This window comes from Hymenobacter sp. YC55 (assembly GCF_029433095.1).
Lineage (GTDB): Bacteria > Bacteroidota > Bacteroidia > Cytophagales > Hymenobacteraceae > Hymenobacter.
This window is the reverse complement of sequence record NZ_JARNTX010000004.1, coordinates 300,357-322,136: the sequence shown is the minus strand read 5'-3', so window position 1 is coordinate 322,136 and position 21,780 is coordinate 300,357. Positions and strand designations below refer to the sequence as shown.

The 21,780-nt window shown below is 55.1% G+C and carries 15 protein-coding genes; 11 read left to right on the top strand and 4 right to left on the bottom strand.

The window, feature by feature from the left end; genetic code table 11:
- A complete protein-coding gene (locus P1X16_RS23955) occupies positions 1-1,485 on the bottom strand; it encodes a hypothetical protein (RefSeq protein WP_277234545.1) in 1,485 nt (494 codons plus the stop codon).
- Between the two features lie 130 nt (positions 1,486-1,615).
- Positions 1,616-2,617, bottom strand: a complete 1,002-nt coding sequence (locus P1X16_RS23950; protein WP_277234544.1) for a sugar phosphate nucleotidyltransferase — start codon at positions 2,615-2,617, stop codon at positions 1,616-1,618.
- Between the two features lie 239 nt (positions 2,618-2,856).
- Here P1X16_RS23950 and P1X16_RS23945 point away from each other — a divergent pair, with 239 nt between their 5' ends.
- From P1X16_RS23945 to P1X16_RS23935, 3 genes are all read left to right on the top strand, one after another.
- A complete protein-coding gene (locus P1X16_RS23945; RefSeq protein WP_277234543.1) occupies positions 2,857-3,435 on the top strand; it encodes a LemA family protein in 579 nt (192 codons plus the stop codon).
- 236 nt (positions 3,436-3,671) lie between these two features.
- The gene (locus P1X16_RS23940) at positions 3,672-4,133 is read left to right on the top strand and encodes a TPM domain-containing protein (protein WP_277234542.1); all 462 of its coding nucleotides are present in this window, start codon (positions 3,672-3,674) and stop codon (positions 4,131-4,133) included.
- Entirely contained in the window at positions 4,130-4,957 is an 828-nt protein-coding gene (locus tag P1X16_RS23935) for a TPM domain-containing protein (RefSeq protein ID WP_277234540.1), read from the top strand. Before P1X16_RS23940 ends, P1X16_RS23935 begins: the two co-directional genes overlap by 4 nt.
- Before the next feature lie 69 nt (positions 4,958-5,026).
- On the opposite strand, the gene P1X16_RS23930 is transcribed toward P1X16_RS23935, so the two are convergent.
- Complete coding sequence (locus P1X16_RS23930) at positions 5,027-5,635, bottom strand: exonuclease domain-containing protein (RefSeq protein WP_277234538.1); 609 nt, start codon at positions 5,633-5,635, stop codon at positions 5,027-5,029.
- A 431-nt stretch (positions 5,636-6,066) separates the two neighbouring features.
- Between P1X16_RS23930 and P1X16_RS23925 the strand changes: the two genes are divergently transcribed.
- The 4 genes from P1X16_RS23925 (at position 6,067) to P1X16_RS23910 (ending at position 13,322) form a co-directional block, all read left to right on the top strand.
- Positions 6,067-9,201: a SusC/RagA family TonB-linked outer membrane protein gene (locus tag P1X16_RS23925; protein ID WP_277234536.1), complete on the top strand. Its 3,135-nt coding sequence runs from the start codon at positions 6,067-6,069 to the stop codon at positions 9,199-9,201.
- An 88-nt stretch (positions 9,202-9,289) separates the two neighbouring features.
- On the top strand, positions 9,290-10,735 hold the full coding sequence (locus P1X16_RS23920) for a SusD/RagB family nutrient-binding outer membrane lipoprotein (RefSeq protein ID WP_277234534.1): 1,446 nt from the start codon (positions 9,290-9,292) through the stop codon (positions 10,733-10,735).
- A gap of 50 nt (positions 10,736-10,785) precedes the next feature.
- Positions 10,786-12,288, top strand: a complete 1,503-nt coding sequence (locus P1X16_RS23915) for a calcineurin-like phosphoesterase family protein (protein WP_277234532.1) — start codon at positions 10,786-10,788, stop codon at positions 12,286-12,288.
- A gap of 143 nt (positions 12,289-12,431) precedes the next feature.
- Positions 12,432-13,322 carry a glycerophosphodiester phosphodiesterase family protein gene (locus P1X16_RS23910; protein ID WP_277234530.1) on the top strand — a complete coding sequence of 297 codons (891 nt, stop codon included), beginning with the start codon at positions 12,432-12,434 and terminating at the stop codon, positions 13,320-13,322.
- Between the two features lie 117 nt (positions 13,323-13,439).
- Here the strand turns inward: P1X16_RS23910 and P1X16_RS23905 are convergent, their stop codons facing one another.
- Positions 13,440-14,045 carry a DUF1684 domain-containing protein gene (locus tag P1X16_RS23905; protein ID WP_277234529.1) on the bottom strand — a complete coding sequence of 202 codons (606 nt, stop codon included), beginning with the start codon at positions 14,043-14,045 and terminating at the stop codon, positions 13,440-13,442.
- A 321-nt stretch (positions 14,046-14,366) separates the two neighbouring features.
- On the opposite strand from P1X16_RS23905, the gene P1X16_RS23900 reads away from it, so the two are divergent.
- Genes P1X16_RS23900 through P1X16_RS23885 form a run of 4 tightly spaced genes read left to right on the top strand, consistent with a single transcriptional unit; the run spans position 14,367 to position 21,573 of the window.
- Positions 14,367-15,116 carry a hypothetical protein gene (locus tag P1X16_RS23900; protein ID WP_277234527.1) on the top strand — a complete coding sequence of 250 codons (750 nt, stop codon included), beginning with the start codon at positions 14,367-14,369 and terminating at the stop codon, positions 15,114-15,116.
- Positions 15,117-15,168: 52 nt separating this feature from the next.
- Positions 15,169-17,946, top strand: coding sequence for a carboxypeptidase-like regulatory domain-containing protein (locus P1X16_RS23895; RefSeq protein WP_277234526.1), 2,778 nt, complete (start codon positions 15,169-15,171; stop codon positions 17,944-17,946).
- Positions 17,947-19,122, top strand: coding sequence for a DUF4249 domain-containing protein (locus P1X16_RS23890; protein WP_277234524.1), 1,176 nt, complete (start codon positions 17,947-17,949; stop codon positions 19,120-19,122).
- 33 nt (positions 19,123-19,155) lie between these two features.
- Positions 19,156-21,573 carry a hypothetical protein gene (locus P1X16_RS23885; protein ID WP_277234523.1) on the top strand — a complete coding sequence of 806 codons (2,418 nt, stop codon included), beginning with the start codon at positions 19,156-19,158 and terminating at the stop codon, positions 21,571-21,573.
- The last annotated feature ends 207 nt before the right edge of the window (positions 21,574-21,780 follow it).

The window sequence follows — 21,780 nt, the reverse complement described above, 5'->3', positions numbered from 1 at the left end:
CTACCCTTCGAACTGCACTACGGCCTTCTGCTCGACTTGCCAAACGCCTTCTACTCGGCGCAGTATGCCTTCTTCTAGCGTTATTATCTGGGCTACGGGTCCTGTCGGCTGCTCATACTCGCAGGCGGCGGCTAGCAAATCGGGCGGTGCGCTTTGCAGCAGATACGTTTGAACGGCTGGCTCGGGACTAACCTGAAACGATGCTAGTTCTGGCCACTGCGGGTCCAAAAAGATTTCGTAGACGGTGTCGTCTTGCAGCTCATCCGTGAAGTCTTCGTCCCGGAACACGCCACTCAATGGGGCCTTACCGAAGCGAATAATGGTTTCGGGCGAGGCAACGGTGCCTGAGTCGGGGAGGTGCACGGGTGGCACCACACTTTCAAAGTCTTCGCGCAAAGCCGTAGCCGGTGAGCCTACTGGTATCACCACGGGCGGGCCAGCTACCTCCGTCATGGGGATGGGCGTGTCTTGAATAGAAGAAATAGCTGGCGCTGGCGCGGCAGCTTCGAGTTCCTGCAACAACGGTGGGGGAGCAGGGGCAACTATCGTAACGGGTAGCGCAGTTACGCGTGGTGGCTCCGGTGTTGGCGGCGCTGGCACAGGGGCAGACGGGGCAGGCACTTCGCGCTTGGCTAGTTCGGCTTCTACGCGCTGCAATACCAGTTCTTCCACTTGGCGCTGAAGCTCAGGGGTTAGCTGCTGCGCTACCGCCGGAGCGGCAGCAGCCACCGGTGCGGGGCGCGAGGCCATTATTTCGTCTTGCCGCTGCGTCATGCGGCCAATCAGCTCTTTTTGAAACACGGCCATGTTGCGGCGCATCAGCACGTACAGCACCAAGCTCAACAGCGCCATGATGAGGGCCAGCGGACCAAAAAACTTGTTGATCCAGCTCTCCCCCGTCGCACGCGTTGCTTCCGTTGGACGGGCAACCCCGGCTTCATCTAGTCCGGCATCACCCGACTCTACAGCCGCAGCTTCGTCGGTATCGGCGGCGGTGTCGAGAGCTTCGGCGGTTTCTTCTTCGGGCTGGTCGCCAATGGGCGTGCCGTTCTCGACGTAGTTGGTAAGAGCAGTTTCCAGCGTGGCCAGACGTTGCATACGGGCTGGATTGGCGCGGCGGGCCGGCGAAGATTTTAGGCGGCTGATGATTTCCGTCTTCAGCTTTTGCAGGCGCGACGGATTGGACCCAAGCCCCCGGTAGATGGTGCCACGCACTTCCAGCGGCTGATAGAGCGCACTAAACACCCGTTGACTATCGGCCCGGATGCTGTTTTCAAACTCCTTAAGGGAGCCGCCGCAGCGCAGCGTACTTTTCAGGTTGGGTCGGCCGTTGTCTTCGTACACAAACTTCGCCGTAGCACACCACACCTGCACTTTCTGCTCATCAAACGAGGGCTGACCAAGCGGCGTTTGGGCCTTACCAGCGGCAACAGTAAGCAGCAGGGCTGCAAAAAAAACCGTGGTTCGACGAAGAATACGCATCATATGCAAGCAAGTAGTTTTCAGAAGTAAGGTTGATACGCGAAAGACAGCCTAGTGATGCGCTAGCCTTAATTGCCAGACAAGCCACTAGAGCAGCGGGCCGCTAAGCGCGAGGCATTGTGGCCCCAAACCGCTAGCTGTAGTCGATTTCGGTGTTGTCGCCGATATTGAGGCTGTGGCGCATTCCTTTAAAGGAAGCATCCGAACCCACAATACAGTCGTGCATGACGGCCGAGCGCAATTCGCTGTACGAGCCGATAATGGACTCGCTCAGGATGGTGTTTTTCACGATAGTCCGGTCGCCGATGGCCACGTTGGGCCCGATGATGGAGTTACAGATTTCACAATCTTTTCCGATGCTGACAGGCGGAATGATGATGGTGTCGGGAAACTCGGGGTAGTCGCGGCGGTCCAGGAACTCGGGGCGGTTGAGCAGGCGGGCATTGGCTTCGAGCAACGAATCTTTGCGGCCGCAGTCAAACCAGTTGTCAACCGAGGTGGTCGTCATTTCGGCGCCCTCCTGAATCATGAGCATCAGCGCATCGGTAAGCTGAAACTCCCCGTGCGTGCGCTGGTCCCGGTCGATGAGCTGCTCCAGGGCCTTGGCCAGCCAACTGGGGTCGGCAATCTTATAGAGGCCAACGAGGGCGTAGTTGGACTTCGGAATGCGCGGCTTCTCCACCACTTTCGTGACGCGGCCATTCAGGGCGGTTTCCACGAGGCCGAACATCGAAGGCGTTTTTACCTCCTTCACGGCCAGCACGTTGCCAGGCGTCTGCATCATAGCCGGCAAGTCTACATCCACTATGGTATCGCCAAGCAGGATCAGGATGCCGTCGGCTTGGTCACGGAAAGTGTCGCGGGCCAGCCAGAGGGCGTGGGCAATACCTTCGCGGGGCTCCTGCACCACAAACGAGCTGCGAATCTGCGGATAGCTGCGCCGTACGTAGCTCTCTATCTTTTCGCCTAGGTAACCAATAATGAATACAAACTCTTGGACACCTGCCGCGCTAAGCCGGTCGATGATGTGCCCCAAGATAGTGTTGCCGGCCACCGGCACGAGTGATTTCGGCTGGGTATGCGTGTGCGGGCGCAGGCGCGACCCAATACCCGCGACGGGAATAATGGCTTTCATGAACAACAAGCGTGGCGTAAGTCCGCAAAATAGTGAATCGCGGCCGGAGCCGCTTCATACACAACCGCTGCGGCGTGAATTCGTACTTTGGCACAACAGAAAGGTGAAGTTGTGAAATTGCCAGATGGTGCTTTCAACAATTCACAGCGCTACTTGTGTAGCCGCGCTGTTGAACCTTAAATTCACTTTCTCCTATTTTCGCGACTTCACCATTTCCTACTTCATCAACTCTCTCCTTCATGAAACGTTTCCTTCTCTACTTCGCCGGTTTGGTGATTCTTCTTTCGCAGTCGTCGTGCGGCTACAATGGCATGGTTAGCCGCGACCAAGCCGTGAAAGCGCAATGGGCCAACGTGCAAAGTGCTTATCAGCGCCGTGCCGACCTGATTCCCAACCTTGTAAACACCGTAAAAGGCGCTGCCAACTTCGAAAAAAGCACGCTCGAAGCCGTCGTGCAGGCCCGCGCCAACGCCACGGGCGTCAATATTTCGGCCGATCAGCTCACCCCCGAAAACCTGCAAAAGTTTCAGGCCGCGCAAAGCCAACTAAGCAGCGGCTTGGGTAGGTTGCTGGCGGTATCGGAAAATTATCCGGAGCTAAAAGCCAATGCCAACTTTCAGGAGCTGCAAGCCCAGATAGAAGGCACCGAAAACCGCATCAACGTGGAGCGCAACAAGTTCAACACTGCTACCAACGACTACAACGGCTTTGTGAAGTCGTTTCCGAACAACCTGTTTGCGGGCATGTTCGGCTTTGCCGAGAAACCGTATTTCGAAGCCGACCCAGCTTCGCAGAAAGCCCCAACGGTTCAGTTTTAATCTGGTTGGTTAGGACTAGGGAATGTGCATAAGCAGAAAAAACGCCCTGCTTGATGTGGCGCCCGCAAGTATTTCTTCGGCTTCGTAGTAGTGTTGTTTGTCGTGCTGAACGGAGCTGGAGTTATTCTCCTGCTGCCTTCGCGTAGCCGATACCCCCGCTGCTCTGCCAAGATGCTTTGGCGCCCTTCACGCCTCCTGTTTTTTCTACCCCACCCTAGTCCTAACTCTCACCACCTATGACCAACCCCCTTACTCCCGAGCAGGAAGCCGCTTTGGTTGCGGCTATCCGGCAGGCCGAAGTCACAACTTCCGGCGAAATCCGGGTGCATTTGGAAGACACCTGCCCAACGCCGGAACCGCTTGACCGGGCCGCCCAAGTATTTGCCGAGCTGAACATGCACCGCACGGCGCAGCGCAATGGCGTGCTGTTTTACTTGGCCTGGAAAAGCCGCCAGTTCGCCGTCATTGGCGATTCTGGCATCAACTCGGCAGTGCCCGACGATTTTTGGGAAACCACCAAAGAAACCGTACTAAGTCAGTTTCGCACCGAAAAGTATGCCGCGGGTCTTGAGCATGGCATTCGGATGGTGGGCGAGCAACTGAAACGCTATTTCCCCTACAACTCCGTGACCGACAAAAACGAACTCGACGACTCTATTTCATTCGGCGGAGGCCCGCCCCAGTCCCCCCGCGTATGATGCAGCCTCTCCCTGTTTTGTATCGGGCGTGGTTCCGGCCGCTGCTGCTGGCACTTTTGCTGCTGGTCGTGCAGTTGGGGGCCTTGGCGCAGGACGTACCCCCGCGCCCCTCTCCCCCGCGCCTCGTAAACGACCTGGCGGGCATGATGCAGCCCGACGAGGTGGCGGCGCTAGAGCAGAAGCTCGTCAACTACAACGACTCTACGTCCTCGCAGATTGCCATCGTGACGGTGCCCACGCTCGGCGACAGCGAAATAGCTGATTATGCCCAGAAGCTCTATGAAACTTGGGGTATTGGGCAAAAAGGCAACAACAACGGCGTTCTGCTGCTTATTGCTCGTCAAGAGCAGAAAGCACGCATCCAAACCGGCTACGGCTTAGAAGGCGCCATACCCGACGCACTAGCCAAGCGCATCATTTCCAACACAATAGTTCCGGCTTTTCGGGAAGAACAATACTACCAGGGCCTCGACCGAGCCACCGACCAGCTGATTGCGCTGGCTAAAGGCGAGTACAAAGCCGACCAAACCACCCGCACCCGCCAGCGCAACAACGACAACAGTGGCTCCGGCTGGACCTTTTGGGTGATAATCGGCGCGCTGATTCTGTTTATGCTGCTTCGCTCGCGCGGCGGTGGCGGCGGCCGTGGTGGACGCGGCGGCTTCGGTGGCGGCATGATGGTGCCCCCCATTATCTTCGGTGACTTCTCGGGCGGCCGCGGCGTATTCGGGGGCGGCGGTGGCTTCGGAGGAGGTGGCGGAGGCGGCTTCGGCGGTTTCGGGGGCGGCAGCTCCGGCGGTGGCGGCGCCAGCGGCGACTGGTAACTGCGGTGCCCTACATAACGGAGCAGCGGAGTAATTGAGTAAGGTGTTCAACGACTACGAACCACTCACTCAGTTACTCCGCTGCTCCGTTACTTTATATATGGGCAGCTCGTAGAACGGGCGCAGTAGTTGCACCACGTCGAGGGCATCGGCCAGCGCTTCGTGGGCCACGGTATCATCTTCAAAACCGGCGCGGGCCTTGCAGATTTGCATGGTGGGCAGGCGCGAGTCTTTGCGCCAGTTGAGGTAGAACGCGGCGGGGTCGAGCATAGCAGGTTCGGCCCGAACCAAGGTGCCGTAGCCAGGCAATTCACGCAAAAAGCCAAGGTCGAAGGAGGCAATATTTTTGCCGGCCATGGTCACGTTGACGCAGTCGTTTTTATCGGGCTTGAAATTGTGTTCAAGCAGAAATTCACGTAGCTGCGGCAGTAGCTCGTCGGGCGTGCAGAGTTCGGGGTTGGGCTGCTTATCGGCCAGTTCTTGGAGCAGGCGAGCATTGAGGGCCAGAGCACCCGCGGTGCCCACATATTCGGGGTGGCGCACTATGCGCCGAAAGGCAGGCAGTTGTGGCAGCGGCAGCAGATGCTTCGTGTCTTCTATCACAGCAGCCAGTTCCAGAATCTGATGACGTTGGGGCCGGCCGCCGGAGGTTTCGAGGTCGAGAGATATATAGCGCATGAAGAAGCTGTACGGCCTCCGAGAAGCGGCGTTGAAGGCAGGCTGGTTTGATACCGCTGCAGAAGCTTCTTCAATAGCAGTAGTGCTTACTATTGATGAGTAAGTAGACTTAGCACCTAGTTAACATTACAGTAAAGCACATAGCCAATAAGTGAACGGCAGCGCAGCATAACATTGCCACTTGCTTCTGCTTAACCTATTGAAATTCAATAGCTAATATTTGGCATTTAGCTACGACATACGCCACCTTTCAGGGTTATTATAAGTTGAAGATATTCTATCATTTTATTTAGCAGCTTATAATTTCATATTCTTAGAGTAACATTTCGGTAACGGGGCACGGGTAGTTTTGCGGTTGAAAACAACCTTCCAACCACATGCCTTACAGTTACTTAGCTCGAGCCAGTCGGCTCTGTGCGACGGGCCTCCCTGTGCTTTTTTTAAGCCATAGTGTCCTAGCCCAAACCCAAACTATTTCGGGTACTGTAACCGACGACCAAGGCTTGCCCCTACCCGGCGCGACGGTGGTAGTGAAAGGCACTACCGTAGGCGCTTCCACCGATGCACAAGGGGCTTACACAGTTAGCGCTCCGCCTAACGCCGTGCTGCTGGTAACTTTTATCGGCTACCTTCCGCAGGAAGTGCCGGTGGAAGGCAAAACCAAGCTAAATCTCCGCCTAGCGCCCGACGCCAAGCAACTGAATGAGGTCGTAGTAACTGCTCTTGGTATCAAGCGGGAGCAGAAGGCTCTGGGGTACGCCACCCAAACGGTGAGCGGGGAAGCCTTGGTAGAAGCACGCCCCAACAACTTTGCACAAGCTCTATCGGGCAAAGTGGCGGGACTGAACCTAGTTTCGACGGGCTCAGGACCTGTAAACTCTACGCGCATTTCCTTACGGGGCGACAACTCCTTGAACCCTAACGGCAACAACGCTCTTGTTGTGCTCGACGGTGTGCCCATGAACAGCGGCCTGACTAGCTCGGGTGTAGGCAGCGCCTACGGGGCCGGCTCCGGCAACGACGTGCCCGTGGACTTCGGCAATGGCATTGCCGACATCAACCCCGACGACATTGCCAGCATCACGGTACTGAAAGGCGCCAGCGCCACGGCCCTCTATGGCAGCCGCGCCGCCAACGGCGCACTTATTATCACCACTAAAGCCGGGGCCCGCAAGAAAAAAGGCTTGGGCGTAACGGTGAACAGCAACTCCAGCATCAACACGGTGCTGAAGTGGCCTGCTTATCAGTATGAGTATGGCCAGGGCACGGGCCGCGCGTTCAACGCAGCTGGCGAGATGTACTACTCCTACGGCGCTTCCGCCGATGGACCCAGTACGGGCGGCACCAGCAGCGCCTTCGGACCGAAGTTCAACGGGCAGATGTATTATCAGTACGACCCCGTGACGCAGGCGCAGTCGACGGAGCGGCTGCCGTGGGTGCCCTATAAAGACAACATTAAGGGCTTCTACCGCACCGGCTCCACGTTCACCAACAGCGTAGCGCTGGAAGGCGGCAACGAAACCAGCTCAGCGCGGGCCTCCATCACGCACTCCAAAAACCAGTGGATCATGCCCAATACCGGCTACGAGCGGATAACGGGAGCATTGAGCGTGAACCATACCGTGGCCTCGAAGCTGAAACTAGCCGGCAAGGTAAACTTCACCAACCGCACGAGCGACAACCTGCCGGCCACGGGCTACAACAACCAGTCGTTGTCGTACTTCATGATTTTCCAGAACCCCAACGTGCCGCTCGACGCGTACCGCACCATCTGGAGAAACGGCTACGACCAAATAGACCAGGTCCACCCGTTTAGCTCGTTTATCGACAATCCGTATTTGATTGCCTACGAGATGATTAACTCTTCGACTACGCGCACCACCGTAGGCAACATCTCGGCGACTTATGATTTCACGAAGAACCTAAGCCTGCTGATACGCTCGGGCCTGGCCATGACGCAGGAGCGACGCGAGATGCGCCGGCCCTACAGCACGGCCAACTTCCAGAAAGGCTACTACAAACAGCAGGATATCAGCAACTACGAGGTCAACACCGACTTCCTGCTGACGTATCACCGGCAGTTCAACACGCACTTTGATGTGCGGGCCTCGGTGGGCGGCAACGCCATGCGCCGCCGCAACCGCAGCACCGATGCCTCGGTGCGGGACCTGGTGATTCCGGGAGTGTATAAGCTGGCCAACGGCCTAAGCAGCCCGCTGCTTGGCTTGAGCACCTACGAGAAAGACATCAACAGCAACTACGCCCTGGCTACCTTCTCCTACGACGACAAGATCTTCGTGGACCTGACCGGGCGCAACGACTGGTCGAGCTCATTGCCAGTGGAAAACCTGCCGTTTTCCTACCCTTCGGTAAGCACCAGCTTTATTCTGAACGAGTTGCTGCCTATGCCAACTTCTATTTCGCTGGCGAAGCTTCGGCTTTCGGCCGCGAAAGTTGGCAACGACACCGACCCGTACGGCAACAACAAGTACTACAACCGCAGCGACTTTGCGGGAGCGGGCTCGGTGGCTACCACGCTCTACAACAAAAACCTGAAGCCCGAGCAAACCGTCAGCTACGAAGCGGGCCTGGAGTACCTAATGTTCCAGGGCCGCCTTGGCGCCGACCTAACGGTGTACCAGAACACCACGAAAAACCAGATTCTGGAAGTACCTATTGACCCTACCACGGGCTACAGCCGCGCGCTGCTTAACGCTGGTGCTGTGCGCAACCGAGGCGTAGAAGTGGTGCTCAACACCAGGCCCGTCGACAACAACGCCTTCAAGTGGAGAAACACTATTACGTGGTCCCGCAACCGCAATAAGGTACTAAGCCTAGCGGGCGGTATCGAAGACCAGCAGGTGATTGGCGCGGGCGGCACGGCCACCATCCTGGCTACCGTAGGCGGTACCACCGGCGACATTTGGGGCTACGGCTTCGACTACTCGCCCGACGGCAAAATCATCTACAACAAAGACGGATTGCCCGTACAGCCCGCCAATATCAAGTACATCGGGCGGGCTTATGCTGACTGGAAAGGTGGGTTCCTGAACGAGGTATCGTACAAGAATTTCCGGCTGAGCGTGTTGTTTGACGGGCAGTACGGGGGTATCATCTATTCGCAAACGCACCACAAAATGAGCGAGCAGGGCAAGCTGAAATCCACGCTGCCGGGCCGCGAAGAAGGCTACATTGTCGGCGATGGGGTGGTGGCCAACCCGGATGGCACTTACTCGCCCAACACCACGCAGGTAATTCCGGCGGCTTTCTACGCCGAGTACTACCGCCGCGCCAACATCGAAAGCAACTCGTTTGATGCCTCGTATCTGAAGCTGCGTGAGGCCCGCATCGAGTTCAATTTGCCTGCCGCGCTGCTGGCCCGCACCAAGGCGCTGACCGGGGCCACCATCGGGCTCTACGGCCGCGACCTAGCCATGTGGACCAAGTTCCCCATGTTCGATCCGGAAACGGCGGCCCTCAACGGCGGCACTATCCTGCCCGGCGTGGAAATCGGTCAGCTTCCCTCCACCCGCACTATGGGCGTGAACATCACGCTGCAATTCTAGAACGCTAGCCCCCTTTCTAAAAATAAGGGGAATTGAAATCTAGCGCTAACACAGCTTCCGGCTAAACATTCCTGTTTCCGACTTTCCAATGAAAAAATACATAGCTCTTCTGCTGCTGGCTTGTGGCGGCAGCTTGGTTTCGTGCACCGATGGGTTCGAGGAACTGAACACCGACCCCAACCGCATCGAGACAATCAGCCCCGGCACCCTGCTTAATCCTACGATGTACGAATTGGCTGCCTTCAATACCAGCCGAGCCGATGCGTTTACTTTCGATATTATGCAGGTGGCACTGCCGTTTCCGAGCGTGTCGGGAGGGGTGCACCGCTACATAGTAAGCGAAAGCGCCGGCAACTCCACCTGGACAACCTACTACCGCTGGCTAGCCAATATTCGGGAGATGCGCGCCGCTGCCGTAGCTGCCCAAGACCCCAACTACGAGGCCGTAGCCATGACGCTCAATGCGTGGGTTTACGCCAACCTAACCGACTGCTTTGGGGATGTGCCCATGACGGAAGCTAGCCAGGGCGAGGCAGGCGTGCTGTACCCCAAGTTCGACACGCAACAGCAGATCTACACCCAACTGCTCGACGATTTGGATGTTGCCAATGGCCTGTTCAGCACCACCCGGGCTATGAGCTACGGCTCTGATCTTCTCTACGACAACAATGTGGCTAGCTGGCGCCGGTTCTGCAACTCGCTCCGGATGCGGCTATTGCTACGCCTTTCAAAGCGGCCCGAAATGAATACCGCTACCCGCTTGGCCGCCATGATCAACGACCCGACCAAGTACCCAGTATTCACGCAAAACAGTGAGTCGGCCATTTTCAAAATTACAGGGGTGGCACCCAATGTGTCGCCTTGGGGCCGGGCCATCGACTTTACCACGAGCCGTGCCGCCGCCGAGTTCTTTATCGATAACCTGAACACGTGGAACGACCCACGCCTAGCGAAGTTTAATACCCAAGCCAAAACCAAGGACGGCCGCAGCAACATCGGCTACAAGGGTATTCCGAGCGCCTACGGCGGCAGCGACGCGCAGTTTCAGTACCAGCCTTCCAACTTCAACATTGCGCTGGTAACCGCCTCCGTGTCGGCTAACATGCCGTCGGTGCTGATGACGTATGCCGAGGTGGAGTTCATCAAGGCCGAAGCGGCGCAGCGGGGCTACACCTCCGCCGACGCACGCACCCACTACGAGCGAGGCGTGAAGGCTGCCATCGAGCAGTGGGGCGCCGTAGTGCCTGCTACTTATTTCCAAAACCCCGCTGTGGCGTACAACGGCACGCTGGAACGCATCATGCTGCAGAAGTATTACGCGCTGTTTTTCAACGACTACCAGCAGTGGTTTGAATACCGCCGCACGGGTTTGCCGGTGCTACCACGCGGCAAAGATTTGCAGAACAACGGCGTAATGCCCACGCGCTTCAAGTACCCGCTTATTGTGCAAACCAACAACGGCGACAACTACCGCGCCGCCGTGGAAATTATGGGTGCCGACGACGTGAACACCAAAGTGTGGTGGGAAAAATAGCCTGCCCCACCAAGAGCCGTCATACTTCCTGTTGATTTAACCCGCATACGATGTCGCAACAACGCAGAACTTTCCTGAAATCCATCGGTCTGGCAGGCCTTGGGGTAACGCTTGACGTGAACCTAGGCGTGGCCCAACCCAAAGCCGCGCCGCGCACCAGCCCCGATGTAGCCGTAGCTACCCTCAGCGGTAAAGTGCACGCCCAAGGCCAAGGCATAGCCGGTGTAGCCGTTACCGACGGTATCAACGTCACGCTCACCGATGCCAAAGGCCAGTACACACTGGAAAGCAGCGGCGCCGCCGACTTCGTGTACATTTCGGTGCCGCGCGGCTACGAGTTTCCGCAGGAAAAGGGCGTGGCCCGCTTCTATCGCCAGAAAGAGCCAATAAAGGGTCGTTTCAAAGCCGACTTCGAGTTGCGCAAGCTCGCCCAAGACGACACGCAACACAACTTCATTGTGTGGGCCGATCCGCAGATGATATCCAAGGCCGATGCCGCCGAGTTTAAAGCCACGGCCGTGCCCGACACTCAAAAGCTGCTAGCCAGCTACGCAGCAGGCACGCTGTTTCATGGCATTGGTTGCGGCGACCTGGTGTGGGACCATTTCGAGTTGTTCGACGACTACCAGCAGGGTGTGGCGAGCACCGGCATTCCGTTCTTCCAGGTCATCGGCAACCACGACATGGACCTTACGGCTCGCACCGACGACCATTCCGCCGATACGTTCAAGAAGCTGTTTGGCCCTACGTACTACTCGTTCAACCGGGGCGAGATTCACTATGTGGTGCTCGATGACGTGTTCTTCATCGGGTCGGCCAAAAAGTACATCGGCTACCTGACGGAGCGGCAGTTGGCGTGGCTGGAGCAGGATTTGGCTCACGTGAAGCCTGGCGCTACTGTGGTGGTGAGCTTGCACATTCCGCCATACACCAAGCAGCACGTGCGCAACAAAGACAAAGAAGAGCCCATGGGCGGCGTGGTGTCCAACCGCAAAGAGCTGTACCGTTTGCTGAAGCCGTACAAGACGCACATCATGTCGGGCCACACGCACTTCAACGAAGTATTGCAAACCACTGAAAACGTGGTAGAGCACGTGCACGGCACCGTGTGCGGCGCATGGTGGACCGGCCCGATCTGCACCGACGGCACACCCGGCGGCTACGGCGTGTACGAGGTACGCGGCAGCGAAGTAAAGTGGTACTATAAAGCCATTGGACAAGAGCGCAACCACCAGTTCCGCATCTACCCCAAGGGCAGCCTACCCGACCGCCCCGACGATTTGGTGGTGAACGTTTGGAATTGGGACCCCAGCTGGAAAGTAGCTTGGTTTGAAGACGGCACACGCCGCGGCGAGATGAGGCAACACACCGGCTTCGACCCGCTGTCGGTGCGGCTGCACGGGGGCCCGGATCTACCTGCCAAGCACAAATTTGTGGACCCCACGCTCACCGACCACCTGTTCGTCGCCAACGTGTCGGCGCAGGCCAAGGAAATCCGCGTTGAAGTCACCGACCGGTTCGGGCAAGTCTACACCGATACACTGTCGGCCTAGCTGTTGTCTGGCCATCGTAGTACCCCACTTCCAACCCAATCTGCTTAGAGGGGTGGGGTTCTGCTATGGCTCCACACTGGTTTGGCAACTGATAACTTATATACCTTGGGCTGCGGAGTTATCTGTTGGCTTGTTCTCTCTTGATGATGAAATTCATTTCTTTTCTGGCGACCGTGCTGCTCACTGCTCACTTCGCCACGGCCCAAAACAGTACCTTCGACCGGCAGGGCCACCGCGGCGGCCGCGGCCTTATGCCCGAAAACACTATCCCGGCCATGCGCAAAGCGCAAGACCTCGGCATGACTACCCTGGAGATGGACGTGCTAGTGAGCCAAGACAAGCAAGTGCTTCTCTCGCACGACCCCTACATGAGCGCCGACTTTGTGCTAACCCCCGACGGGCAACCCATCAAAAAAGCCGACGAGCAGAAACACCGCCTCTACGCCCTCCCCTACGCCGAAATACGCCGCTACGACGTAGGCAGCCAAGGCAACTCCAAGTTTCCGCGGCAGCAGAAGCTGCGCACCTACAAGCCGCTGCTAGCCGAAGTCATCGACTCGGCGGAGACATATGCCCGCTTGAAAAAGCTACCCGCTCCACGCTACAACATCGAAACTAAGTCCATGCCGGAAGGCGATGGTAAGCTGCACCCGGCGCCCGCCGAATTTGTGAAATTGCTGCTGGCCGTAGTCAAAGCCAAGGGCATAGCAAGCCGTGCTACTATCCAATCGTTCGACCCGCGCACCTTAGAGCTGGTACACCAAGCCGACCCAACGCCGCACACTGCTTTATTGGTCATGAACACGCAAGGCTTAGCGGCCAACTTGAAGCGCCTTAGCTTCCGGCCTACCATCTACAGCCCCCATTCCCAGCTCGTAAACGCCGACTTGGTACAGGCTTGCCATAAAGAAGGCCTCCAGATTATCCCTTGGACGGTAAACGACGCCGAGGGCATACAGCGCCTTATACAGTTGCAAGTAGACGGCATCATCACCGATTATCCCGACCTATTCGCCACGCTGCCGAAACCTTAAAGTAAACAAACAGATCAGTAAGCCCGACGGGGGTCGTGAGTAGCTAGATGGAGCGCATAACCTCCGCTACTACGTACGACGCCCGTCGGGCTTACTGATCTACTGATTTGCCGCTTCCTAATGGTCACTCTTTACGCCTGCCTCAATAGCTACTTGCAGGCGGTTTTCGGCGGGCGGTATAGGACACGAATAAGCCGAGCTGTACGCACAAAACGGGTTGTAGGCGCAATTGAAATCAAGTACTAACTGGCCGTTTTTGATTTGGCCTATGCGTAGGTCGATGTAGCGGCCGCCGCCGTAGCTGCTGTGCCCGTTGGTTTGGTCGGTGAAGGGTACCACGAGGTAGTCTTTGTATTCCTTCGTGCGCAGCAAGTCCAGACTTTGGTAAACGGTCAGGTGTTGCGGCTGGCCGTTGTAGCGGAAATGTACCTCGCCGTATTTGCGGTACAACGGCTTGCGGCCATTGCTGGTTTGCATTTCAAATGGAGCCTGCGAGGAATCCCGCACAAACCGGGTTTCCACGCACGCCGCATAATTGACTGGAAAGAAAGGCAAGCTAGTGAAGCTGCTCCGCGCTGGCGCAGGCAATGGTGAGCGGGCCGGATCTTTATACTCGGCATTCAGTTCTGCCTGAAACGTTGCCACTCGTTTTGCATGCTCTTCTTTCGAAGGCACAACAGCCGATGCCACCGTCTGGGCCCGTCCTGTAGTAGAGAGGGCCATTACGACCAATAAAAACTGAGAGATAAAAAGCCGCATAGAGTAAAGAATTCGTGTCGTCGGTTGGCAATTACTCGCCAAAGCTACTTTCCCTCTTTCACAATACTAGGCTCTTGTCTGCCTATTAGCAGCATACTGGCTTCTTCTTATATTTCTAACACGAATTTCTCTGATCTGTCATATTACTGATTGCTATGCTTATATTTAGCGAGCATCACTAACAGCATTGCTGCTAGGCTGATTCTAGCACTCCTAGCTCCCTTACTTATCTTTTTACCCGCAGGTGCTTGACACGCCAGTCACAGCACTTCTCTATTGCTCTCTATGAAAGCAACCAGTACTTTCTTTTTCTTATTTCTACTCCTGTTCAGCCAATCTACTTTCGCGCAATCCTCGCCCGATGACACAACGCTTGTAACGTCTGCGGTTGCCCAATTCGAGAAGCAGTATAGCGCTATCTATCCTATTCACGCGCATCTGTATAACGGCCCCGAGTACGTAGACTATTCCAAACGCTATTTCCAGCTTACCGGGCACCAATTTTTTAGCGTTGCCGAAAAGCAAGACGGAAGTATTTATTACAACAACCAATACTTCACTGGCTTGCAATTCACTTACGATGTAGTACGCCAGCAGATTGTATTACTGCATCCTACCACCCCGCTCCAGCTCCGGCTTCTTAATGAGCGAGTTAATTATTTCACTCTTGGAGGCCACCACTTCAAGCGCCTTGTAATTGATAGTTTATCGAGCAAGGTTCTTCGCACGGGCTTTTACGAAGTTTTGGTTGATGGCAAAGTACAGCTATTGGCGAACCGCTCGAAACAAATGCAGGAGAAAATAGAGGGCAACAATATAAATGCAGAATTTATACTTGCCGATAGACTATTTATTAAAAAAGACAACGTTTATCACAGCATTTATAAAAAGAACTCGGTACTGAAGATATTATCTGACCGAGGCGAAGAATTAAAGAAATTCAGCAGTTCTAAGAAGCTAAAATTTAAAAAAGCTAGCCGCGAATCTTCCATAGTACAATTGGTACAATATTACAGCAGTCTGGCAGCGCAGTGATTTTCTTACTTGCGTAGCGCGTTATTCCCTTTCGAGTTATTTAAAGCTTCTCATGAAACACCTTTACCGCCTATTTATTTTTCTACTTACCCTAACCAGTCTCACAGCCTACGGACAGCAGCCAACCGAAAAAAAGGTTAGCGGCAATTTCAATCATCTGCCGTTCGAGCAATTTGTTACGCAGCTAGAACAGCAAACCGCTTTTCATTTCTACTTCGATCCGGCAGCCGTCGATAGTCTTTACGTTACGCTGCAAGTGCAAGAGCAGCCCGTACGCACCGTGCTGGAGCAGGCCCTGCAGAACACCCCTTTTCGGTTCGCCATCGACGATGAAAACCGCGTTTTTGTAACCTCGGGCGCTACCATCGAATCTACTTTGTCGGAAGATTTCTTTCGGCCCGAAGCTACGGGAACGGTGGCGGCTTCGGCGCGGGTCAGCCAGAGCGATGCTCGTCCGAGCGCCGCAGTTCGGTCGCGGTATGTGCGGGAGGCGGAGTTCAAAGTGTATGACTTAGGTTCGGGCGGCGCCGCGGGCAGCAAGGCCACGCTGGCCGGCCATATTCGGGATTTAAAGTCCGGGGAGCCGACCATTGGGGCAACTATCTACACCGATAACCCCGCCGTGGGTACCAGCACCGACCAGTTTGGCTACTACTCCCTCACCCTCCCCGTGGGGCGCTACGACATAAAAATCCGGGGCATTGGCATCAAAAACACCAAGCGTCAAGTGATTTTGCGCGGGAATGCCAAGCTGGAAATTGAAGTGGAAGAAGACATTACACCGCTGAAAGAAGTGGTGATTGAAGCCGAGAAAGACAAGAACGTTTCGGGCATGCAGATGGGCCTGGAGAAGCTCGACATCAAGACCATGCGCCAAGTACCCACGGCCTTCGGCGAAACTGATATTCTGCGCGTGGTGCTTACCCTGCCGGGCGTGAAATCGGTGGGCGAAGGCAACACGGGCCTAAATGTGCGCGGCGGCGCCACCGACCAGAACCTGATTCTGTTCAATGGCACGACTATCTACAACCCTTCGCACTTATTCGGTTTTTTCTCGGCCTTCAACCCCGACATTCTGCAAACGGTGGAGCTCTACAAAAGCGCCATTCCAGCGAAGTACGGCGGGCGCTTGTCCTCGGTGCTGGAAATCAAAACCCGGGAAGGCAACAAAAAGAAGTTTTCGGGTTCGGGCGGTATCGGCCCGCTCACCAGCCGCCTCACGCTGGAAGGGCCCATCGTGAAAGACAAAAGCGCCTTTATCATCAGCGGCCGCACCAGCTATTCCGACTGGATTCTGCGGCGACTCTCTAACAGTTCGTTTCGGCAGAGTTCCGCTTCTTTCTATGATATCAGCGCCCACGTCAACTACCAGTTCGACGAGAAGAACTCGGTGTATGCTACCGGCTACCTCAGCGCCGACAAGTTTCGCTTGGCCAGCGACACGTCGTATCAATACGTCAACCAGAATGTTGGCGTGAAGTGGCAGCACAACTTCAACAATAAGCTCTACAGCGTGGTCACGGGTGCCTACAGCCACTACGGCTACGACATCACCAGCGTGGAAAACGCGGTTAATGCGTCGAGCCTCAAGTATGGCATCAATCAAACCAACGCCCAGCTTGATTTCAGCTATTTCCCGAACTCCAAGCACACCATAGATTTCGGCATCAGCTCGTTGCTCTACAATATCTCGCCGGGTAGTCTAACCCCCAACGGCGACAGCTCCCTGATAGCAACCGACGTGTTGGCCCGGGAACGAGCGCTGGAAAGTGCCTTCTATGTTTCCGACCGAATTGATCTTACCCAACGGCTTTCTATTTCCATCGGGCTGCGGTACTCGCTCTTCAATGCACTAGGCCCGCGCGACGTGTATCAGTACGCGCCGGGATTATCTCGCACAGAGAGCTCCATTGTGGATACCGTTGCGTACGGCTCTGGCAAAGTACTCGCCACCTACCACGGTCCCGAGTACCGATTGTCGGCGCGGTACTCATTGTCCGACAACTCGTCGGTGAAGCTCAGTTACAACCGCACGCGCCAGTACATTCATCAGCTTTCCAACACCGCTTCCGTGTCGCCGGCCGACATCTGGAAGCTCAGCGACGCAAACATCCGCCCGCAAGTTGGCGACCAAGTATCGGTGGGCTACTACCGCAACTTCAAGTCCAACACCATCGAAACGTCCATAGAGACTTACTACAAGTCGCTGCGTGACTTTGTGGATTATAAGAGTGGTGCCACGCTCATCCTGAACCACCACATCGAGACGGACATTGTAAATGCTCTGGGCAAGGCCTACGGGGTGGAAGTAATGGTGAAGAAGCTGACCGGCAAAATCAACGGGTGGGTAAGCTACACCTACTCGCGCTCCTTGGTGCGGGTGAACTCGGGTACCACCTCCGACATGATCAACGGGGGCAGCTACTACCCCAGCAACTTCGACAAGCCGCACGATTTCACCATGATTGGCAACTACCGTTTCAGTCGGCGCTTCAGCAGCTCACTCAACTTCACTTACAGCACCGGTCGCCCCATCACGTTACCGCTGGCGAAATACTACGTGGCCAATTCGTTACGGGTATACTACTCAGACCGAAACGCCTACCGAGTACCCGACTACTACCGCGCCGATTTTGCCTTGAACATAGAAGGCAACCACAAAGTGAAGAAACTCGCGCATAGCTCCTGGACGCTCGGCGTGTACAACCTGACGGGCCGTCGGAACCCCTACTCCGTGTATTTCAAATCAGAAAATGGCCAAATCAAAGGCTACAAGCTTTCTATTTTCGGCCAGCCTATTCCTACTATCACCTACAATTTCAAATTCTAGATGCACGCCTTGCTCTGTATTCGAATTGGCTTCATAAGCCTTATAAGCATAGTATTATCTAGTTGCATTGACTCTTATATACCTGAAGCTATTAGCTCTAAAACTAATTATTTGGTGGTAGATGGATTTATAAACAGCAATGGTATTACGACAATTACTCTCTCGCGCACTTATGACATTAGCGCTGCTACGGCACCACCCAAGGAAATTAAAGCAACGGTATTTATAGAAGAGGAAAACGGGGCACGCAACTCGCTCCGGGAAACTAGTCAAGGCACTTATACCTCAAATAATCTAGTTCTTAATCCAACCAAAAGATATCGGCTTCACATAAATACAGCGACAGGCAAAGAGTACACTTCTGATTTCGCCTCAGTTAAAGTTACGCCTCCTATCGACAAAGTCGCTTGGAAAGCAGCTGACAGTGGGTTGAATATTTATGTTGATAGCCACGATGACACGAATGCAACGCAGTATTACCGATGGGATTACGAAGAAACCTGGGAGATAACCCCACCTTATTCTGTTGGCATTGAATATAAGAACGGCAGGATACAGGATATTACGGTTCCCTACCCGGTAATCTGCTGGGGCATTGCAAAATCTACCGATATCAAAATAAGCAGCACGACTCGCTTGAGTCAGGATGTGGTTTCCAACTTCTTGCTCCGCTCCTTTCCTACTACTGCCTCCCAATTCAACACCGCCTACAGCATTCTGGTGAGGCAACACGCCCAAACTGCCGACGAGTACATGTATTGGGAGTTGCTGAAGAAGAACACCGAGAATATCGGTACGCTGTTTGACCCGCTTCCTGCGCAGCTCACGGGCAATGTCCATTGCCTCAACGACGATACCGAATTAGCGCTTGGGTTTGTAGGAGTGCATTCCGTGGCGGAAAAGCGTATTTTCATCCGTCGGACGGAATTGCCCCGGACTTGGTTCGTGCGAACCGGATACGAAAATTGCTTGCCTCCTGATACCGTTTTTCTTTTCAAACCTGCCCCGCCACCGCCTATCGCTCAAACGCTGCAGACTTATTTCAACACGCCTAATTATCTACCTATTCAACCATATTTTGAGAATGGTACCATAACGGGCTATCTGGCAAAGTCGCGGGATTGTATTGATTGTCGCACGCGCGGCACGGCAGTTAAACCTAGCTTCTGGCCTTAATATTCTCTGTTGAAACACATGCGCTGCAATAAGATGAGTATATGTAAGGCCTGGGCGGCGGTAGGAAAGGGCATCTACGTTGGGTTGCTAGGGGTAGTACTGGCCACTACTGGAACGGCGTATGGCCAAGGGGAAGCTGCTGATGGTGTAGCCAGCAGATTCAGCCGTTATCAGCAGACTGCTTTACCCGAGAAGCTTTTCCTCCACCTCGACCGTCCGCTGTACTTGAGCGGAGAGATGCTGTGGTTCAAGATTTATGCGGTAGAGGGTACGTACTCGCGGCCGCTGCCGCTAAGCACAGTGGCCTATGTTGAAGTGCTCGACAAAGAGAAGCGGCCGGTAGCACAAGCTAAGATTCCGTTGAAGCAGGCTACTGGCCAAGGCTCCTTACCGCTCTCGTCCTCGTTGCCTTCCGGCACTTACACCGTCAGGGCGTACACCAACTGGATGAAGAATTTCGGGCCGGAATATTACTTCCAAAATACCGTTACGGTAATCAACCCGTTGGTGGCATCTGGTTCAGCAGCAGCGAAGGATTCGGCAGCGTACGATGTGCAGTTCTTCCCTGAGGGCGGAAACCTGGTGCAAGGGCTCAGCAGCAAAGTAGCCTTCAAAGTCACTGCTAAAACGGGCACTGGCGTGGCTGCTCAAGGCAAGCTCCTCAACCAGAGCGGCACTGTGGTGGCCACGTTCAAAACGCTGCGCTACGGAATGGGGAATTTCACGTTTGCTCCAGAAGCAGGTGCCTCTTACACTGTCCTCATTACCGTAGGCAAGCAGGTGATGCGGCGCAGCTTGCCGCGCGTGTTCGAGCAAGGCTATGTGATGCACCTGGAAAACAACGGCACAGGCCCCCTAACCTTGACCGTGCGCTCAACCAGCTCGCAGCCGAGCAGTATTTCTCTGTTGGCTCATTCGCGCCAAAAAGTTGCGGTGGCAGCCCAAGGGCAACTGGTTAACGGACAAGCCACTTTCAGTATCAACAAAGATCAGTTACTGGACGGCATCTCGCATTTCACGGTGTTCGATGCGCAGCAGAAACCGTTGTGCGAGCGGCTGTACTTTCAGCAGCCCAAGAAAAAGCTTTCCATAACGGTTCGGCCCGACAAAAACCAGTACACCATCCGCGACAAAGTAGCGGTTGAGTTGGCCACCGCTACGCAAGATGCGCAGCGTACGGGCGCCAACCTCTCGATGGCCGTTTACCGCCTCGACTCACTCACCACCGCTCCCACGGCCGATATCAATAGCTACCTATGGCTGACCTCGGACCTGAAAGGCCGCGTCGAGCACCCCGAGTATTACGTGACCGACGCCAGCCCCGAAACCGTTGAAGCCGCCGACAACCTGATGCTGACCCAGGGCTGGAGCCGGTTTCGGTGGGAAGATGCCCTTGCTACCAATCCTGCCACTTTTTCTTACTCGCCTGAACTGCAGGGGCACATCATCCAGGGACGGATAACGCAGGCCGGCACCAACCGACCAGTAAAAGGGGCTGTAGCCTATCTGGCAAGTCCAAGCCGCATTACCCGGCTCGCCAACGACAAAAGCAACGACGATGGCTTGGTACACTTCGAGATAAACGACTTTGATCGGCCCAAAGAGATTGTCGTTCAAATTGATCCGCAGCAAGACAGCACCCACCGCATAGAAATTCTCAATCCGTTCTCTCAGCAGTACGCCACTACGCCTACCACGCCCTTCGTCCCGCTCACTCGTTTCCAGCAGGATTACACCAAGCGGCATTTCCAGACGCAGGTACAAGCCATCTACTCTAAAAAGTACGAGAACCGCTACAACATACCGCCCGCCGATAGCACGGCCTTTTATGGTAAGCCCGACGAGCTCTACTACTTAGACAAGTACACCCGCTTCAAAGTATTGGAAGAGGTAATGCGCGAGTACGTACCGGGCGTGATAGTTAGAATTCGGAAAGACGGCTTTCACTTCCTAGTAGTTGATAAAGTCAATAAAACCGTATTCACCGAAAACCCCTTGGTGTTGCTAGATGGAGTGCCCATTTTCAACATCAATAAGATAATGGCCATGGACCCGCTGAAAATCCGGAAGTTGGAAGTGGTTGATAGCCACTATTTCCAGGGCGTGTCTTTATACAGCGGGATAGTAAGCTTCACTACCTACAAAGGCGACCTAGAAGGCTTTAACCTCAGTTCGCGGGCACTAATCCAACAGTATGAAGGCGTACAAAGCCAGCGGGAGTTCTACTCACCTCGCTACGATACGCCCGAGCAGAAGCAAGGCCGCCTGCCCGACATGCGCAACCTGCTGTATTGGAATCCAGCCATTACAACTACCAGCACCGAACCTAGCAAGCTGGAATTCTTCACTGGCGACCAAGCCGGGCGCTACCTGGTAGTAGTGCAAGGCCTCTCTCCTAAAGGAGCTGCAGGCAGCAGCAGTTTCACGCTTGAAGTGAAGCAGGCGCTGTAACCGTGTAAACACTGTTGACAATCGTATAGTGTATGGATCGTAACCAGCAAGGGCCTCAAGTACTTCTTGGGGCCCTTGCTGGTTTTATAAGAAGCTATTCATACAGGCCGGGGTAGCCTGCTGGTAAGCTTGAGGCAGGTCAACCCCACGGCCGGGCTGCCGTTTACCTGCGTAAAGATTTGTTCTGGTAGTTACTTCCTGCCGAAT